Raw genomic sequence first — 17,078 nt, forward strand, 5'->3', positions numbered from 1 at the left:
CCCGTTCCAGGGACTTGATTTAAGCCGGCATAAACTGGCTAGGTGCAAAAAGAGGTTGCGCCGAGCTTTTGCGGCGTCGACATGAAGCCGCAACGCCTGCGCACGGGACGAACTGGAAATGCATCGCGTCATCATCAGCGGCATCGGCGTTGAAATCCCCGAAGCGTCGATCACCAATGAGGAGCTCGTCGCCAGCTTCAACACTTGGGTGGACATGGAGAACGTCCGGCGCGAGGTCTCGGGCGAGCCGCTGCTGCAGAAATCGGACAGTGCCTTCATCGTCCACGCCTCGGGCGTCCAGACCCGCCATGTCATCGAACGGGAAGGCATCCTCGACCCGACCCGCATGGCGCCGCGCTTCCCGGCGCGGCCCGACGATGCGCTGTCGCTGGAGGCCGAGTTCGGCATCGCCTCGGCCAGCAAGGCGCTCGATCATGCCGGGCTGAAGCCTGGGGATATCGACCTGGTGATCTGCTCGGCCTCGCACCATCAGCGGCCCTATCCGGCTATCGCCATCGAAATGCAGCAGGCGCTGGGCAGGAGAGGCGCCGGCTTCGACATGGGGCTTGGCTGCTCTTCGGCGGCGGTCGCATTGCACATTGCGGTCAATCTGGTGCGGGCAGGGGCGCATAAACGCGTACTGGTGACGACGCCGGAGATCATCACGGGCCACCTCAATTTTCGCGACCGGCAGACGCATTTCATCTTCGGCGACGCGTCCGTGTCGATGATCGTCGAAGGGCTCGCCCAGGGCGAGAAGCGGTCGGGGCGTTTCGAGGTGCTCGACACGCGTGCCTGGACGCAGATGTCGAACAGCATCCGCACCAATCTCGGTTACTATACCCGCGCCACCCAGGACGATCCGTACATGATCGATCTGGAAGGCAATCTGATCAAGCAGATCGGCAACAAGGTGTTCAAGGAAGTCACCGTCGCCGGCCACAAGTTCATCGTCGAATTCCTGGCCGAACACGGGCTGACACCGCAAGCGATCCGGCGCTTCTGGCTGCATCAGGCGAATGCGCGGATGAATGCCATGATCCTGAAATTGTCGTTCGGCCATGACGTCGACCATGACCGCGCGCCGATGGTGCTGGAGCGCCTCGGTAATACTGCCGCCGCCGGTGCCATCATCGCCCTGTCGGAGAACCATGCCGACATGAAGGCCGGCGACTACGGCCTGCTCTGCGCCTTCGGCGCCGGCTACTCGATCGGCGGCGCGCTATTGCGCATGCTTTGACCATTTCGGCGCGAACGGAACCAGCATCGGAACGCGCCGAGCAGAGTCGCATCAGTCCGCTTGATCGGAGCATCAGCGCTTTCGACTGGACCCGATGAGCTGACCGCGGCTAATTGCGCGTATCACGCGAGGAACGAACCCATGCTGGATCTTTTTCCCGAAGCCGAAACTCCGGTCGAGATCGTCCCGGCGCGAAAGCTCACCGCCAGGGTGGCCTCGCTCTATCTCGCACCATTCGATCATTTCGAGACACGGGCGGTGGATGAGTTGCAGCTTGGCTTCGACGGCATTGAAGGCGATTTCCACGCCGGCACGACGCGGCGCTCCGGCGGACGGGAACCCTGGTATCCGCGCGGCACCGAAATGCGCAACGAACGGCAATTGTCGATCGTCGCGGCGGACGAACTGGCAATCGTTGCCGAACGGATGGGCATCGCCGAGATCAAGCCGGAATGGATCGGCGCCAATCTCCTGATCGAAGGCCTGCCGCACCTCTCGATGCTGCCGTCCGGCGCGCTGCTGTTCTTCAAAGGCGGCGCGACTGTCAAGATCGACGCGCAGAACGGGCCTTGCCGCATCGCCGGGCGATCGGTCGCCGAAAATGCCGGGATGGCCGATCACGAGGCCGGCGCGCTGCTGTTCGCGAAAGCGGCGAAGCGTTTGCGCGGCCTCGTCGCCTGGGTCGAGAAGCCCGGCACGATCACGGCCGGCGAGGAGATTTCGGTGCGCGTGCCAGAACAGTGGATTTACCGGGCCTGAAGACTAAAATCTTAGAGGATCAGGGATTGTCTGTTTGTAGTTGGCTGCTGAAACAGCTTCCAATCCATCGCCTTGTTTGGCCGTTTTCTTTGTTCGCCGCAATTTCTTCACCGCAATTCTTGCAACGATAGATGCCGGAATTCGGTGGCTTGCTGCCTGGCGACCATTCGTTGTCGTAAGCAACGCTGTATTCTTGTGCCGCAAGCTCGGTGTTATCATAACAGTTTCAGGCGTGGCCGCGTTTCATCCGCGCCTGCTTAAGGATGGCGCGCCAGCGGATCATGGCGAAGGGGATCGGCTCGTTGTTGTTGGCGATGTGGAAGATCTCGTTGTTGAGGTTCTTCAGCGAGCGCCAGAAATCATAGTCGGTGATGCGTGGGTCAGCCGCCAGCCTGTCCGCCTCGACCTTGATGTCGGTTTTCATGCACGTTCCCCGAACCGCTGCTGCTCCGCCGCCCGTATCGCAACTCGATGCGGATGGTTTTCCAACGCCGCGCTGAGTCGTTCAACGTCTCAATTCGGCTTGTTCACGTTAAAACCTCGGTAAGGTTAACGGCGGTTGGGTTGCGGTTCAAGCCGGCTTACGACGAATACCGATCGAGCGGCCGGCGCGCTCCGGCATCGGCAGGGCGGCATGGGCGGCGCGCATCGCTTCCACCCTGGCAAGGACGTCGGCGGGGAAGGGCGCCACCTTCGGGCCAGCCATGTCGACATGCAGCGACAGCGTTTCGGACGTGGCGGCAAGCCAGCCGTCGACATGGCGGATTTCCTGATAGGCCCTCAGCCGCTTGTCGTCATGGTCGAGGAGCTGGAACGAGACCGTGACCTTGTGGTCGAGATGCAGCTCCTGGACGTAGCAGACATGGACTTCCGCGGTGTAGATGGTCAGCCGCCGTTCCCTCACATAGTCCATCCCCATTCCCATCATCTCGAAGGCTTCGTCGGAGCAACGGTCGAACAGCACGTTGTAATAGGCCATGTTCAGATGGCCGTTGTAGTCGATCCAGGCCTTCTCGATGTCCATGGCGCGAGAGACGAAAGGGGCGGGGATGGGCATCGGAAACTTCCTTCTCGTCATGCCGGGATGAGCGTGGACTGGACAGAGCGTGGTCGGTGAGACTACGCATCCCTAGATGCAGAACAAGGGTGGACGCTGGTCCATTCGCGGAGGAATCGATGGCTCTAAGCGACCTCAACCCGGTCGAACGCAACGAGGAAGGCATTGCCGCCGTGCTCGGCATCCTCAAGCAGCGGCTCGGCGAGCGATTCCAGACCGGCCAGGCGATCCGCGCCCAGCACGCGCACACCACGACCTATATCCCGACGCAGGCGCCGGACGGCGTCGCCTTTGCCGAGACGACGGAGGAGGTGCAGGAGATCGTGCGTGCCTGCGCGGCACATCGCGTGCCGGTGATCGCCTTTGGCGTCGGCTCTTCGCTCGAAGGTCACACCAATGCGCCGGGCGGCGGCATCTCGCTCGATACGTCACGCATGAACCGCATCATCGCGGTCAATCCGCAGGACCTCGATTGCATCGTCGAGCCCGGCGTGACGCGCGAGGACCTCAACCGGCACCTGCGCGACACCGGCCTGTTCTTTCCGATCGATCCGGGCGCCAACGCTTCGCTCGGCGGCATGGCGGCGACACGGGCGTCTGGCACCAACGCCGTGCGCTACGGCACGATGCGCGACAACGTCCTGTCACTGACGGCGGTGATGGCCGACGGCGAAGCGGTGACGACCGGAAAGCGCGCCAAGAAAAGCTCGGCCGGCTATGATCTGACGCGGCTGCTGATCGGCTCGGAAGGTACGCTTGGCATCATCACCCAGCTGACCTTGAAGCTGCAGGGCATTCCGCAGGCGATTTCGGGCGGCGTCTGCCCGTTTCCCAGCGTCGAGGCGGCCTGCAACGCGGTGATCGCGACCATCCAGATGGGCATTCCGGTGGCGCGCATCGAATTGGTCAATGCGCTGCAGATGCGAGCGATGAAGACCTATTCGAAGCTCGACTATCCGGAGAGCCCCTGCCTGTTCGTCGAGTTCCACGGCAGCGATGCCAGCGTCGCCGAACAGGCCGAGACTTTCGGCATGATCGCCGAGGAAAATGGCGGCGGCCCGTTCCTGTGGACCAGCATCGCCGAAGAGCGGACAAAATTGTGGAAAGCCAGGCACGATGCCTACTGGTCATCGCTGACGCTGCGGCCGGGCGCCAAGGGCCTGTCGACCGATGTCTGCGTGCCGATCTCGCGCTTTGCCGAATGTGTCACCGAGACCGAGGCGGATATCGCCGAGATGGGCCTGATCGCACCGATCGTCGGCCATGCCGGCGACGGCAATTTCCATGTATTGGTGCTGATGGACGTGGACGACCCGAAGGAGATCGCATTGGCGGAAAAATTCGTGGCGCGGCTCAATATGCGCGCCATCGCCATGGACGGCACCTGCACTGGTGAGCATGGCATAGGGCAGGGCAAGATCGGCTTCCTGCGGCATGAGCTCGGTCATGGCGTCGACATCATGCGCACGATCAAGCAGGCGCTCGACCCGCTGAATATCATGAACCCGGGCAAGATATTGCCGGCCGAATAGTGGAAGAAGATCCAGATGGTCCCTGGCTTGACCGCACCACCATTTGGATCGAGACTCCAAGCACCTGAGAGGCAGGCAGGCGTCACAGACGGAGGAATGGTGTCCTGGCGATTTCACGCAAGGAAGAGGCTCGGGCGCTGAGCGCCGACGAACATGCTCTCGTCGAGAAGTCGCACCATCCAGCAGTGCAGCATCTTGCCGACGCCGAACTCGCCAGCCTGGTCAAGCTCCTAAGGGAGCGGCGCGACAAGGCCCAGACCGAGGCGCATCGCCGCCGCCGCGAAATGCGCGGCAAGGGTGCGCCAAAGGGCGCCGGCGCCTCGAAGGCCGATGAAGGTTCGCAGTTGAAGCTGGCGGTTCTGGCGATGACCATGCGGCGGCTCAATGGCGAGGCCGAACGCCGCCGCCAGTTGGCAGCGCGTGTTTCGCTGGTCGAGAATGCACGCAAGGCGCTGTCCATGAAGCAGGGCGCTGCGGCAGACGGTCCCGAGTTCAACACGCGCACCGCGCACAAAGGCATGCGCGCGATCGTGAGCCGGCGGCCCGAGAATCTGATCCGGCCGATGGAACTCGGCCGGCAGCGGCAGGCGGCAAAGGTGGCGCAGGCAAAGCGCGACGCGCGCTGAGTTTTCTTGGCCGCCTTCTTTTGCTCTGGACGCCTGTCTGGCGGGAATTGCCTCTTTATCGACACGCTGATGCGGGTAGAGTGCGGCTGATTTTCAATCAACCGCTTCGGAGTTCATGCTCGCACGCCTGTTCGTGATCTTCGGTGGGCTTCTCGTGCTGGTGCTGTGTGCGGCGCTGGTGGTGCCTTACTTTGTCGATTGGACGGGTTACCGTGCCGATTTCGAGCGGGAGGCGAGCGCCGTTCTTGGCCGCAAGGTGACCGTGCGAGGCGATGCAACGGCAAGGCTGCTGCCGTTTCCCTCGGTGACCTTTTCCAACGTCGCCGTCGCCGGTGGCCCCAACGGCCAGCCGGCGATGACCGTCGAAACCTTTTCGATGGATGCAGAACTCGCGCCATTCCTGCGCGGCGAGGTGCTGATCTTCGACATGCGCCTGGTGCGGCCGAAGGCGACGATCGACATCGCCGCCAACGGCACGGTCGACTGGACGATACGGCCGTCCTCGCCGTTCGATCCCGGCCAGATCTCCATCGAGAAGCTGACGGTGACGGAAGGACAGATCGCGCTCAGCCACGCCGCCGGCGGCCGTAGCCATCTTATTTCCGAGATCAACTCGACGATCTCGGCCAAGTCGCTGGGCGGCCCCTGGCGGATGGACGGCTCCCTGTTGCTGGACGGGTTGCGGACCACGATCGCCGTTTCCACCGGCAAGGCTGAACCGGACGGGCAAATGCGGCTCAGGCTCAAAGCCGGTCCGGATGACTATCCGCTGGTCATCGAGACCGACGGCAATGTGGGCCTCGTCGAGGGCGCCGCGGTCTATTCGGGCCAGTTCAAGATATCGGGCGCAGACCAGACTGTAGCGCAGTTGCGCGGCACCGACGGCGAGGCAGTGAAAGTCAGCGCCGGCAAGCCGGATCCGGGGTTCAGGCTGAACGGCAAGTTTTCGCTCGACCACCAGGAGCTCGGCGTCGACGAATTCCGCTTCGAGACCGGACCGCTCGACAATCCCTACACCGCCGATGGCAAGGCTGCGGTCGACCTTGGGCTGAAGCCGCATTTCTCGATCGAGGCCAATGGCGCGCAGGTGCAGTTCGACGAGGCAGTGGGGGCGGCGGCCAGTGCCGGATTGACGCTGTCCGAGCGGGTGGCGGCGCTGGAGCAGGCGCTGCTCGATCTGCCGAAGCCGACCATACCGGGCACGGTCGAGGTGAAACTGCCGGCGGTGGTGGCAGGCGACACGACGATTCGCGACGTGCATCTGTCCGCCGAACCGGCCGAGGGCGGCTGGGCGGTAAAATCGCTGGCCGCCACGCTGCCCGGCCGCGCCAAGCTGGAAGCCAATGGCATGGTCAGCGTCGAGGATCATTTTGGATTCACCGGATCGCTGCTTCTGGCCGTGGCGCAGCCCTCCGGCTTTGCCGCCTGGCTGTCGAAGGACGTCGACGAGGCGATCCGCCGCTTGCCGGCCGCTGGCTTCAAGGCAAAAGTAGATTTGAGTGAAAAACACCAGGCCTTCAGCGATCTCGAACTCATCCTCGGCAAGGCGAAGTTCTCCGGCCGCATCGATTCCACCCAGCCCGAAGACACAAGGCCATCGGTGCTGATGCAACTGGAAGGTGGCGAACTCGACGTCGATGGGCTCGCCGCCTTCGCCTCGATCTTCGTCAGCGACAAGGGCGCCAACCGCTTTTCCGACCGCGACCTCGATTTCCAGATCAAGGCCGGGCCGGTCAGCGCAGGTGGGTTGACCGCCGATAGCGTCGACACCGCGCTTAGATTGCGCGACGGGCTGCTTGAGATCGACCGCCTGTCGGTCGGCGGACTTGCCGGCGCCTCTATCAGCGCCACCGGCCGGATCAAGGACTTCCCAGCGAGCCCGACCGGCAAGCTCGACGCCTCGGTGGTCGCCGTCGACCTCAAGCCGCTGATCGACGTCGCCGTCCGGCATTATCCGGACAATGCGGTGCTGAAGGGGCTGGCGGCGCGCGCCGCTGCCTATCCGGAGCTGTTCCAGGATGCGCGTATCGACGCCGTCACGAGTGCCGCAGACAATGGCGACGGTACGACTGGACTGGCAATGAGCGCACAGGGCAGGGCCGGTGGTTCGGCCTTTTCGGCGTCGCTGTCCGGCAAAGGGGCGCTCGACCGGCCCCTCGAAGCGCCGGTGACGTTGACCTTCAATGCCCGGAACGCCGACGCCACCGCACTTCTGGCGCTTTACGGGTTGCCGGCGCTGCCACTCGGCATGCTCGGCGAGGCGACCACCGACGTCTCGGCCAAAGGCACACTTGGCGGCGGCCTGGCGACACGCTTCAGCCTGGCCGGCAACGACTTCAAAGCTGGTTTCGACGGGACAGTTGCCGACACGCCTCAGGGCGCGGCCGCCAAGGGCAAGGTCAGCCTGGAAACGGCCGACATCGAGCCATGGCTGATGACGACCGGCGTCGGCCTGCCTGGCATGGGGACCGGCATGTCGACGTCGCTTGCTGCCGATGCCGACTACGGCAATGGTCTTTTGGTGCTGAGCGGCCTCAACGGCGCCGTCAACGAAGCGGCGGTTTCCGGTGACGTAAATATCGACGTCAAGGAGGGGCTGCCGCATCTTGCCGGCGCGCTGTCGCTGGACGAGCTGGACCTCGATCCGATGGCGATGATGCTGTTCGGCGACCAGGCCTTCCTCGTCAATGACGGGGCCTGGCCGACGGCACCGTTCAGCCAGAAATCCAGTTTGCCATTTACCGCCGATCTCGATCTGACGGCGGCGTCGCTTGCCGCCGGCCCGCTTGCCACCGCCTATGACGCTGCGCTTTCGCTGCAGCTCGACCAGGAGGGCATTCGTGTTTCCGACCTCAAGGCAAAATTCCTCGGCGGCGAGTTGAGTGGCCTGTTCGAGCTCAAGAACAATGACGGCACCGGGCTTTTCTCCGGTCAGATGAAACTCGCCGGCTCCGATCTGGCAGCCGTGCTGCCGGAGGCCGGTTTCAGCGGAAGCGGCGATTTCTCGACGGCGCTTTCGACCAGCGGCAAATCGGTCGACGCGATGGTCGCGGCGCTGTCCGGTTCCGGCACGGCGACGCTGAAGGGCATGACTATTGCCGGCTTCAATCCCGATGCCTTTGGCGCATTCATCGCCAAGGCCGACGCGATAGGGCGCGATATCGACGCGTCGAAGACTGCCGGCTTCGTGCCGCAGATCGCCGCGGCGGGAAGTTTTCCGGCGCAGGACACCGATATTGCCTTCACCATCGCCGGCGGCACGCTGAGGGCGCCACCGGTCAAATTCGAAAGCCCGGGCGCGACGCTGTCCGCCGACATCACCGCCGATCTGAATACCAGCACCGTCGATGCCAAGGGCGAGATCGCCTACCGACCCGGCGACGAGGCGCTGGTCGGCTCCGAACCAATTTTGAATTTCAGCGTCGACGGTCCGTTCGGCGCCATCAAACGGCAGTTCGACAGCGAGCCACTGGCACAGTTCCTGACCCAGCGTGCGCTGGAAAAGGAGCAGCAGCGGGTCGAAGCCATGCAAGCCGCGCTGCTCGAGAAACAAAGGCTGCGGCGTGAGGTGCGCTACTACGCTGCCCTGCAAACCGAGCGTGAAAGAGCGGCGGAGGAACTGCGCAGGCAACAGGAAGCAGCGCGGCTGAAGGCCGAGGCCGACGCCAAGGCAAAGGCCGAAGCTGAGGCGCAGGCCCAAGCCGAAGCGGAGGCGAGGGCGCAGGCTGAAGCCAAGGCGAAGGCTGAAGCGGACGCTAAGGCACAGGCCGAAGCCGAGGCTCAGGCCCAAGCCGAAGCGGAGGCCAGGGCGCAGGCTGAAGCCAAGGCGAAGGCTGAAGCGGACGCCAAGGCAAAGGCCGAAGCTGAGGCGCAGGCCCAAGCCGAAGCGGAGGCCAGGGCGCAGGCTGTAGCCAAGGCGAAAGCGGATGCAGCGGCGAAGGCCGAAGCCGAGGCCAGGGCGAAAGCCGAGGCGGCTGCAAAGGCCAAAGCGGATGCCGAAGCCAAAGCCGAGGCGGCGCAACAGGCTGCCGAGGAAGCAGCGCAGGCCGAAGAACAGCAACGCCAGAGGGCGGAAGAGGCGTTGCGGATCGCCTCGGAAGAGAAGGCAAAGCTCGACGCCGAACGCAAGGCCGCGGCGGAGCAAGCGCAGAAAGCAGAACGTGCGCCACCGGCCGCAAATAACGTGCCACCCTCAGTGCCGCCCCCGCCAAAGCTCAAGTTCGATCCCTCGTCGATCGACGATCTGCTAAAATCGCTGAATGGCGGGTGACGGCGCATCCCTTATGCGCCGCGTCCAGCAAGCAAGCGCTTCAGCATCGGCTCGATCCGCCCGAGTTCGTCGAGATGAGCGGCTGACAGATCGGCGAGACTGTCGTCGGCGCGGTCGGTCAGCCGCAGCAGCACGCGGCGGTGGTCCTCCTCGTAGTGGTCCCTCGCGACGAGCCCGGCTTCGCAAAGACGGTTGCCTATCCGGATGAGTATCTCGAGGGCCCCTCCGACAAGCTGCTGATGGCGAACGTGTCCCATTTGCCCGTCGTCACGCGAGAAAATGCGCGGCTGGTGGGCTATGTCGGCTGGAAGGACCTGATGCGTGTCAGATCGAAGAAGCAGGCCGAAGAACGCGACCGCTCGGCTTTGCTGGGCTTCCGTATCCGGCGCAGGAAACAAAATAGCGTTGCCTGAAGGCTACAACTTGCGGCGCTTGGCCCAGTCCAGCACATAGAGCCTGAGCGCCGAGGAGAGGTTCGCATCGCGCGGGCGGCTCTCGTCGATTTCGGCGACAAGCGCGGCGAGCGTCAATTTTCGCGCGGCCGCGATGGCGACCAGGTCGTCGTAAAAAGGCTTTTCGAGCGAATAGCTGGTGCGGTGGCCGCGAATGGTGACCGAGCGCTTTTCGACCGGGCTCACGCGACCGCCCTCACACTTCAAGCATCGGATTTGTCCGAATCGCCCGATTTTTCCCGGCGATGACTGGCGACGAATTTGTCGGCCTTGTCGGCGATCAGGCGGTCGCGATCCCGGCTGGTTTTGGAACGGCCATGCAGCGCCCGGTTCTGTTCGGCCAGGCGCTCCTTCTCGGCTCGCGCCTTCTGCTTGCGTGCCTGACGGAGATTGACGATCTCGGCCATGTCACGCCGCCCGTCGGGTCACTTCTTGCGGAAGGCGTCGAGCGACACCACGTCGGCCCCCTTGGCGCCGGCGTCGGCCGCGGCAGGCTTCTTTTCCGCCTCAGCGGTTTTCTTCTTCGTCTCAGGCTTTTTCTCGGCGACGATGGCCAGCGGCTCGGGAGCAGGCTTGGCCTTTGTCTCCTGTTCAGCCGGGGTATCCGTCTTGACGTCGAATTCGAGCTCGAAGTTGACGGACGGATCGTAAAAGCCGCGTACGGCCGAGAACGGGATTTCCAGTTTCTCCGGCACGTCGGAAAACGACAGCCCGACCTCGAAGCCGGTGTCGCTCACCTTCAGGTCCCAATATTGGAACTGAATAACGATGGTCATCTGTTCGGGATAGCGTTCGCGCAGCCGCGAAGATACGCGCACGCCCGGCGCGCCGGTGAGAAATGTGATGAAGAAGTGATGGTTGCCTGGGAGACCGGTGCGCGCGACCTCGGCCAGGACCTTGCGCATGACGCCGCGCAACGCCTCCTGGGCCAAAATGTCGTAGCGGATGTGGTCGTCGGCCATGTGGCTGTCGGCTTCCGTTGAATCGTCCTGATAGCTGTAATCAAGCTTGAGCGCGGCGTAAACCGGATATAGATCGCCTGCGTGCGGAAGCGAAGCCCATTGGCGACGATTTGATCGTCAAACGGCTTTGACCGTCAAGCGCTGGCGAGCGCGCCCTGCTTACGAGCCACAGGCTGCCGCTTGCCGAAGGCGCGCAGGAAGGTGCGCACGCCATTTGTCGCTGACTGCACCACCTCGTCCTCGGTTGGTGCGCCGCCGAGCATGAACGTCGTCTGCAACTCGGCATTGGCAAGCGCCATGAACTGGCGCGCTGCGACATCGGGATCGTCGATATCAAGGAAGCCGGCATGAGCGAGGCGGGCGAAACGGGCGGCGATCGCCGGCCATGTCCTGCCCGGTCCTTCTTCGCGCCATTCGGCGAACAACTCGGGATAGCGCCCGCCCTCGGTCTGGATCAGCTTGCGCAGGAATTTGCCGTCGCGGTTGCAGATGCAGTTGTGATTCATCCGCACAGCAAAGGCGATGAGGTCGGCTTCGAGATCCTTCGGCTGATCGGGAAAAGTGGAAATCGTGGCAAAGATGCCGGCGTTGCAACGTTCGGTGAGGTCGCGGACGATGGCAACGAAGAGTTTTTCCTTGTCGCCGTGATGATTGTAGATGGTCTGGCGGGAGACGCCGGCCTCGGCGGCAATCATGTCGATATTGGCACCGGCGAAGCTTTCGCGGCAGAAGACCGAGGTGGCGGCATCGACAATCGACATCCGCTTGGCCTCATGGCCCCGTGGCGGGAAAATGTCAGGAGAAACGTTGGCCTTCATGCAAAACTATATAGAGGTGGTTGACGAATTAGACAAGCCTGTCTAAATTTGTGGACTGCACGAAGGGAGTTTCGTTCCGCAGAAGAGTCGGAACTCCATGGGATGGAACGTCCTAGGGTTACGCGCCGGTCCTCGGCGGCAACCAGAATTCGAAAGAGCCTGCTATCATGAACGCCAAATTCCTCCGCATTGCGGTCGTGCTCGGCCTATTGTCCGCGATCGGCCCGTTTGCCATCGACATGTATCTTCCGGCCCTGCCGTCAATAGGCGAGGATCTGCATGCCGGCACTGCCGCGGTGCAGATGAGCCTGCTGATCTTCTTTCTTTCCATGGGCTTCGGCCAGATCGTCGTCGGACCGATCTCCGACATGGTCGGCCGCAAGCTGCCGCTCTACGGCGGCCTGGCGCTGTTCATGGTCGGCGGCGTCGGCTCGGCGCTGGCTCCCTCGATCGAATGGCTGATCGCCTTCCGTTTCCTGCAAGGGCTCGGCGCCAGCGCCGGCATGGCCGTGCCGCGCGCGATCGTTCGCGACCTGCATACCGGCACCGAGGCCGCCAAGTTGATGTCGCTGCTGATGCTGGTGTTTTCGGTGTCGCCGATCCTGGCGCCGCTGACCGGTAGCCAGATCATCGAGAACTTCGGCTGGCGCGCCGTGTTCTGGACGGTGACGGGCGCGGCCGTGCTCGCCACCATCCTGCTGGCGACCTCTCTCAAGGAGACGCGGCCGGTCGAAGAGCGCGCCGGTTCGTCCTTCGGGACGGCACTTTCCGGCTACCGCTTCCTGATGGGCGACCGCAACTTCCTTGGCCTGACGGCCATCGCCGGCTTCGGCATTGCGAGCTTCTTTGTCTATCTGTCGAGCTCGTCCTTCATCCTGATCGACCATTATGGCCTGTCCCCTTCGGTTTACAGCGTGTTCTTCTCGATCAATGCGGTTGCCTTCATCGGCATGTCGCAGCTGACAGGGTTGCTATCGGAGCGGTTCGGGCTGCAGCGCGTGGTGCGCGTCGCCGTGACCGGCTATGCGACGACGATGGTGGTGCTGTTTGCGGTGATGGCATCGGGTGTCGACCGGCTCGACGTAATGGCGGCGCTGCTGTTCATCGGCTACGGTTTCCTCGGCCTGGTTATCCCGACGACGTCGGTGCTGGCCATGGAAGAGCATGGTGAGATCGCCGGCACGGCGTCGGCGCTGATGGGCACGCTGCACTTCGCCATCGGCGCGGTCGCCATGGGTGTCGCCGGCGTGTTCTTTGACGGCACGCCGCTGCCAATGGTGGCGGGCATCACGCTGTGCGCGGCGATCTCCTTCACACTGGCCAAGATAACGCTCGGCCGCAGCCGGGACGTTGCGGAAGCGCCGGCGGAGTAAGCTTCACCTATCGAGACAAAAAGGCCGGGCGATGTTCCCGGCCTTTTCACGTTTGCGGTCCCGGTTCAAAGCAGCCTTTGCCTATATGACGGGTTCAAGACATGCAGCTTAGACATCTCAAGACCTTCGTGGCGGTCGCCACCACCTTGAACATCACGCGCGCCTCCGAGCGGGTTCATCTTGCCCAATCGAGCGTGACCGAACAGATCCAGGCGCTGGAAGCCGATCTGGGCACGTCGCTGTTCGACAGGTCACGGCGTGGCTTGAAGCTGACGGCGGCAGGACAGCGCCTGCTGGACTACGCAAACGATCTCCTCGACCTTGCGGACGAAGCCCGTTCCGCTGTCGCCGACGCGAGCGGTACGGTTGCCGGTCGCCTGACGGTCGGCGGCCTGGAGACGCTTTGCGTTACGCGCTTGCCAGCCTTGCTGAGCGAATTCCACCGGCGCTATCCAGACGTGGAACTGAACCTCCAGGCGGGCGATAGCAGCCGGTTGCGTGCCGGCGTGGCCAGCGGGGCGCTGGACGTGTCTTTGCATTTCGGGGCCGCCCCGGCGGCGGCGCCGGAGCTGCGAAGCGAGCAGGTGGCAGAAGAAGAGCTCGTCATCATAATGCCGGCAAATCACCGGTTGGCCGGATATTCTGCCATAACGCCCGACGATCTGGCTGACGAGGCCTTCCTCGTCACCCAGCCCGGTTGCGTCTACAGGCGGATGTTCGACGAAACGTTTGCCGCAACGTTGCCTGACCGTCCAAAACTGGTCGGCGAGTTCGCCAGCATGGGCGCGATACGGGGCCTTGTTGCAGCCGGTCTTGGATGCGCGCTGGTCCCGCGTCTCGTGGGTTCTGCGGCTGACGCCAATATCGTCGTGCTGCCTTGGGTCGGAAGCAGCCCGGTGACGCCGGTCACCATGGTATGGCGCCACCGGCGCATTCAAGCGCCGGTCTTGCAACTGTTCCTCGCAATGGTTCGCGAGGTCTGGCCATCACTAGACCAATCGCTGGCCACCATCGACATGAAGCACGGTTCCGGTGATGAAGCCGTTATGCATCAGGGACGTGATAGCTTGGGCAACGTCGGCTGCCCGGCCGATCCGGCCGACGAGCAGACGCTTTGCCATGGCGTCCAGCGCAGCCGTCTTTCCGCTGCCGACGACGGCATCCCAAATCGGCGTGTCGACCCAGCCCGGCGAGACGACATTGACGCGGATCGGCGCCAGTTCGACGGCAAGCGCGTAGGCGAGTGAGCCAAGGGCCCCATTAACGGCTGCCACCACCGAGCCTTTCGCCGCCGGACGATAGGCGGCGATGCCCGAGGTCAGCGTGATCGACCCCCTGGGCGTCAGATGAGGCGCGCCGTGTTTGGCGAGAAGAAGCGGCGCGACGACTTTGGAATCCATCACTTTCCGCGCTATCGAGACGTCCATCTCGGGAAGCAACACATAGACGCCGATGATGTCTGCGGCGGTCGAGACGATGTGGTCGAGCGTACCGACGTCCTCGAACAGGCGCTGGACCTCGTCCTCGCTTGTGACGTCGGCTGCGATCGTCCTCAGCCTTTCCGGGTGAGGCAAGTGCTGCCGTGCGGCCGACAACCGGTCCTCGGAGCGGCCGACGATCGTAACCTCGGCGCCGGCAGCAAGCTGCTGTTCGGCAAGCGACAGTCCCATGCCGGAACTGCCGCCAACGATCAGGATGCGTTCGGGTGTTGGTGTGGTTTCCTGGTTCATCTTTTCTCCATCAGGTAGCTCGCGGGGCGTGACCGACACGCGGCGAGAAACTGAAGCCTTGTTCGACAAAGGCAGGGGAGAAGGGAAACGGGAAGATACGAATGCTGCCATCGGAAATTCCGATGAAGGGAAGCCCTTGGGTTTTCGCCTTGGCCTGAGACGCCTTAGCCTGAGACGTTGACGATGCGCGATTTTCTGTGTTAGCAGCGATGATCATGAAGATCGCTATGGTTCTTGCAGTGGTAGGAAAGCGCATGGGCAGGATGGTGTAACCATCCGGCGACAGCCACCCGTGCGCGACAAACAGGCTCCTGACGGGGCCTTTTTTTATGCCCGAAATTCTTCTTACGCCCGATTTCGGCGATGCCCCGTCAACCCATCCTCATCACGCTACGGGACAGAACCATGACAAGCGATAATTCCATTCAGGATACGAGCAACCGCATGACAGGAGCGGAGATCGTTCTCCGCGCACTCAAAGACAATGGTGTGGAGCATATTTTCGGCTATCCCGGCGCGGCTATTTTGCCGATCTATGACGAGATATTCCAGCAGGACGATCTCAAGCATATCCTTGTGCGCCACGAACAGGGCGCCGGCCATGCCGCCGAGGGTTATGCCCGGTCCACGGGCAAGGTCGGCGTGATGCTGGTCACGTCAGGCCCAGGCACGACGAATGCCGTGACGCCCCTGCAGGACGCACTGATGGATTCAGTGCCGATCGTCTGTCTGTCCGGACAAGTGCCGACAACATTGATCGGCTCCGATGCCTTTCAGGAATGTGACACGATCGGCATCACGCGATCCTGCACCAAGCACAACTCTTTGGTCAAAGACGTCGATGACTTAGCGTCAGCGATCCATAGGGCGTTCCACATCGCCCAGTCGGGGCGACCGGGGCCTGTTCTCGTCGACATGCCAAAGGACGTTCTGTTTGCGTCCGGCATGTACACGCCGCGTTCGGACGTTGCTGCGCTGAAAAATTATCAACCGAAGCTGCAGGGCGACATCAACAAGATCGGCCAGGCGATAGCGCTGATGGCCAATGCCAGCCGTCCCGTTATTTATGCCGGCGGCGGCATCGTCAATTCCGGCCCGAAAGCATCGACATTGCTCCGGGAGCTGGTTCAACTGAGCGACTTTCCGGTCACCTCGACGCTTATGGGCCTTGGAGCTTACCCCGCCTCCGGCAAGAACTGGCTCAAGATGGTCGGTCTGCATGGTTCCTATGAGGCGAACATGGCGATGCACGATTGCGACGTCATGATCTGTATCGGCGCGCGCTTCGATGACCGCGTGACCTCGCGTGTGGATGCTTTTTCGCCCAACTCCAGGAAGATACATATCGATATAGATCCGTCCTCGATCAACAAGAACGTCCACGCCGATATCGGCATACAAGGCGATGTCGGCAATGTTCTGGGTGACATGGTTCGTCTATGGCGCGCATTATCTCAGAAACCGGATGGAAGCCGCCTTCAGGACTGGTGGAGAAAGATCGCCGCCTGGCGCGCATGCAATTCGTTCTCCTATGAGATGAACAACGACGTGATCATGCCGCAATATGCGGTGCAGCGCCTTTACGAGCTGACGAAGGATCGCGACACATACATCACCACTGAAGTCGGCCAGCATCAGATGTGGGCGGCCCAATTCTACGGCTTCGAAAAGCCGAACCGCTGGATGAGTTCGGGCGGCCTGGGGACGATGGGTTACGGCCTGCCGGCGGCGCTCGGCGTGCAGATCGCTCATCCGGACAGCCTCGTCATCGATATCGCCGGCGACGCGTCGGTTCAGATGACCATGAAAGAGCTGTCGACGGCAGTCCAGTACGACGCGCCGATCAAGATATTCATCCTGAACAACGGATATATGGGCATGGTTCGCCAGTGGCAGCAAATCCTTCATGGCAACCGCCTCGCGCATTCCTATTCCGAGGCCTTGCCCGATTTTGTCAAATTGGCCGAGGCGTTCGGAGCGGTCGGTCTGCGCTGTGACAAACCAGCCGACCTTGACGATGCGATACAGGAAATGATCGACGTGGACCGGCCGGTGCTCCTCGACTGTCGTGTTGCCAAGCTCGCCAATTGTTTTCCGATGATCCGGACGGGCAGAGGGCACAATGAGATGCTGTTGCCCGATGAGGCTACTGGTGAAACATTCGCCGGTGCGATCGACGCGGTCAGCCAGGGGCTGGTATAAACGCCGCGGCGTCTTGAGCGTATCAGGGCGCATAAAAAGCCCAGCCGGCGAGGCCTG

Annotated in this window: 16 protein-coding genes and 1 pseudogene; 9 read left to right on the forward strand and 8 right to left on the reverse strand. The window is 62.7% G+C overall.

What is annotated here, in order from left to right:
• The first annotated feature begins 118 nt into the window (after window positions 1-118).
• A complete protein-coding gene (locus NKJ93_RS15430) occupies window positions 119-1,240 on the forward strand; it encodes a beta-ketoacyl-ACP synthase III (protein WP_352590006.1) in 1,122 nt (373 codons plus the stop codon).
• 141 nt (window positions 1,241-1,381) lie between these two features.
• A complete protein-coding gene (locus NKJ93_RS15435) occupies window positions 1,382-1,999 on the forward strand; it encodes an MOSC domain-containing protein (RefSeq protein WP_352590008.1) in 618 nt (205 codons plus the stop codon).
• 226 nt (window positions 2,000-2,225) lie between these two features.
• Here NKJ93_RS15435 and NKJ93_RS15440 read toward each other — a convergent pair whose 3' ends face one another.
• Together NKJ93_RS15440 and NKJ93_RS15445 are read right to left on the reverse strand one after the other, a co-directional pair.
• Window positions 2,226-2,423 (reverse strand): hypothetical protein, encoded by a 198-nt coding sequence (locus tag NKJ93_RS15440; protein ID WP_023676715.1) that lies wholly within the window; start codon window positions 2,421-2,423, stop codon window positions 2,226-2,228.
• Window positions 2,424-2,570: 147 nt separating this feature from the next.
• On the reverse strand, window positions 2,571-3,056 hold the full coding sequence (locus NKJ93_RS15445) for a thioesterase family protein (RefSeq protein WP_352495168.1): 486 nt from the start codon (window positions 3,054-3,056) through the stop codon (window positions 2,571-2,573).
• Window positions 3,057-3,175: 119 nt separating this feature from the next.
• Between NKJ93_RS15445 and NKJ93_RS15450 the strand changes: the two genes are divergently transcribed.
• The 3 genes from NKJ93_RS15450 (at window position 3,176) to NKJ93_RS15460 (ending at window position 9,484) form a co-directional block, all read left to right on the forward strand.
• Window positions 3,176-4,588 (forward strand): FAD-binding oxidoreductase, encoded by a 1,413-nt coding sequence (locus NKJ93_RS15450; RefSeq protein ID WP_352590011.1) that lies wholly within the window; start codon window positions 3,176-3,178, stop codon window positions 4,586-4,588.
• A 104-nt stretch (window positions 4,589-4,692) separates the two neighbouring features.
• Complete coding sequence (locus NKJ93_RS15455) at window positions 4,693-5,214, forward strand: hypothetical protein (RefSeq protein WP_352482975.1); 522 nt, start codon at window positions 4,693-4,695, stop codon at window positions 5,212-5,214.
• A 115-nt stretch (window positions 5,215-5,329) separates the two neighbouring features.
• A complete protein-coding gene (locus NKJ93_RS15460) occupies window positions 5,330-9,484 on the forward strand; it encodes an AsmA family protein (protein WP_352590014.1) in 4,155 nt (1,384 codons plus the stop codon).
• An 11-nt stretch (window positions 9,485-9,495) separates the two neighbouring features.
• Here the strand turns inward: NKJ93_RS15460 and NKJ93_RS15465 are convergent, their stop codons facing one another.
• Window positions 9,496-9,741: a winged helix DNA-binding protein gene (locus NKJ93_RS15465; RefSeq protein WP_023720825.1), complete on the reverse strand. Its 246-nt coding sequence runs from the start codon at window positions 9,739-9,741 to the stop codon at window positions 9,496-9,498.
• Between NKJ93_RS15465 and NKJ93_RS15470 the strand changes: the two genes are divergently transcribed.
• Window positions 9,625-9,897: a CBS domain-containing protein gene (locus tag NKJ93_RS15470; RefSeq protein WP_245278655.1), complete on the forward strand. Its 273-nt coding sequence runs from the start codon at window positions 9,625-9,627 to the stop codon at window positions 9,895-9,897. The two genes, NKJ93_RS15465 and NKJ93_RS15470, sit on opposite strands and share 117 nt — an antisense overlap.
• A 3-nt stretch (window positions 9,898-9,900) precedes the next feature.
• On the opposite strand, the gene NKJ93_RS15475 is transcribed toward NKJ93_RS15470, so the two are convergent.
• The 4 genes from NKJ93_RS15475 to NKJ93_RS15490 form a co-directional block, all read right to left on the reverse strand.
• Window positions 9,901-10,122, reverse strand: coding sequence for a ribbon-helix-helix domain-containing protein (locus NKJ93_RS15475; RefSeq protein WP_023720823.1), 222 nt, complete (start codon window positions 10,120-10,122; stop codon window positions 9,901-9,903).
• Between the two features lie 17 nt (window positions 10,123-10,139).
• Window positions 10,140-10,343, reverse strand: a complete 204-nt coding sequence (locus tag NKJ93_RS15480) for a DUF4169 family protein (RefSeq protein ID WP_023720822.1) — start codon at window positions 10,341-10,343, stop codon at window positions 10,140-10,142.
• A gap of 18 nt (window positions 10,344-10,361) precedes the next feature.
• Window positions 10,362-10,898 carry an SspB family protein gene (locus tag NKJ93_RS15485; RefSeq protein WP_023676707.1) on the reverse strand — a complete coding sequence of 179 codons (537 nt, stop codon included), beginning with the start codon at window positions 10,896-10,898 and terminating at the stop codon, window positions 10,362-10,364.
• A 134-nt stretch (window positions 10,899-11,032) separates the two neighbouring features.
• Window positions 11,033-11,716, reverse strand: a complete 684-nt coding sequence (locus tag NKJ93_RS15490; RefSeq protein ID WP_352495172.1) for a TetR/AcrR family transcriptional regulator — start codon at window positions 11,714-11,716, stop codon at window positions 11,033-11,035.
• 167 nt (window positions 11,717-11,883) lie between these two features.
• On the opposite strand from NKJ93_RS15490, the gene NKJ93_RS15495 reads away from it, so the two are divergent.
• Both NKJ93_RS15495 and NKJ93_RS15500 read left to right on the forward strand, forming a co-directional pair.
• A complete protein-coding gene (locus NKJ93_RS15495) occupies window positions 11,884-13,089 on the forward strand; it encodes a multidrug effflux MFS transporter (protein ID WP_023676705.1) in 1,206 nt (401 codons plus the stop codon).
• Window positions 13,090-13,190: 101 nt separating this feature from the next.
• Window positions 13,191-14,012, forward strand: a pseudogene (locus NKJ93_RS15500) (LysR family transcriptional regulator); the annotation flags it as partial.
• Between the two features lie 66 nt (window positions 14,013-14,078).
• Here NKJ93_RS15500 and NKJ93_RS15505 read toward each other — a convergent pair.
• Entirely contained in the window at window positions 14,079-14,819 is a 741-nt protein-coding gene (locus NKJ93_RS15505) for an SDR family oxidoreductase (protein ID WP_352482982.1), read from the reverse strand.
• A gap of 405 nt (window positions 14,820-15,224) precedes the next feature.
• On the opposite strand from NKJ93_RS15505, the gene NKJ93_RS15510 reads away from it, so the two are divergent.
• Window positions 15,225-17,021 carry an acetolactate synthase 3 large subunit gene (locus NKJ93_RS15510; RefSeq protein WP_352495197.1) on the forward strand — a complete coding sequence of 599 codons (1,797 nt, stop codon included), beginning with the start codon at window positions 15,225-15,227 and terminating at the stop codon, window positions 17,019-17,021.
• Window positions 17,022-17,078 lie beyond the last annotated feature (57 nt).

This window comes from Mesorhizobium sp. M0028, assembly GCF_040323855.1.
Lineage (GTDB): Bacteria > Pseudomonadota > Alphaproteobacteria > Rhizobiales > Rhizobiaceae > Mesorhizobium.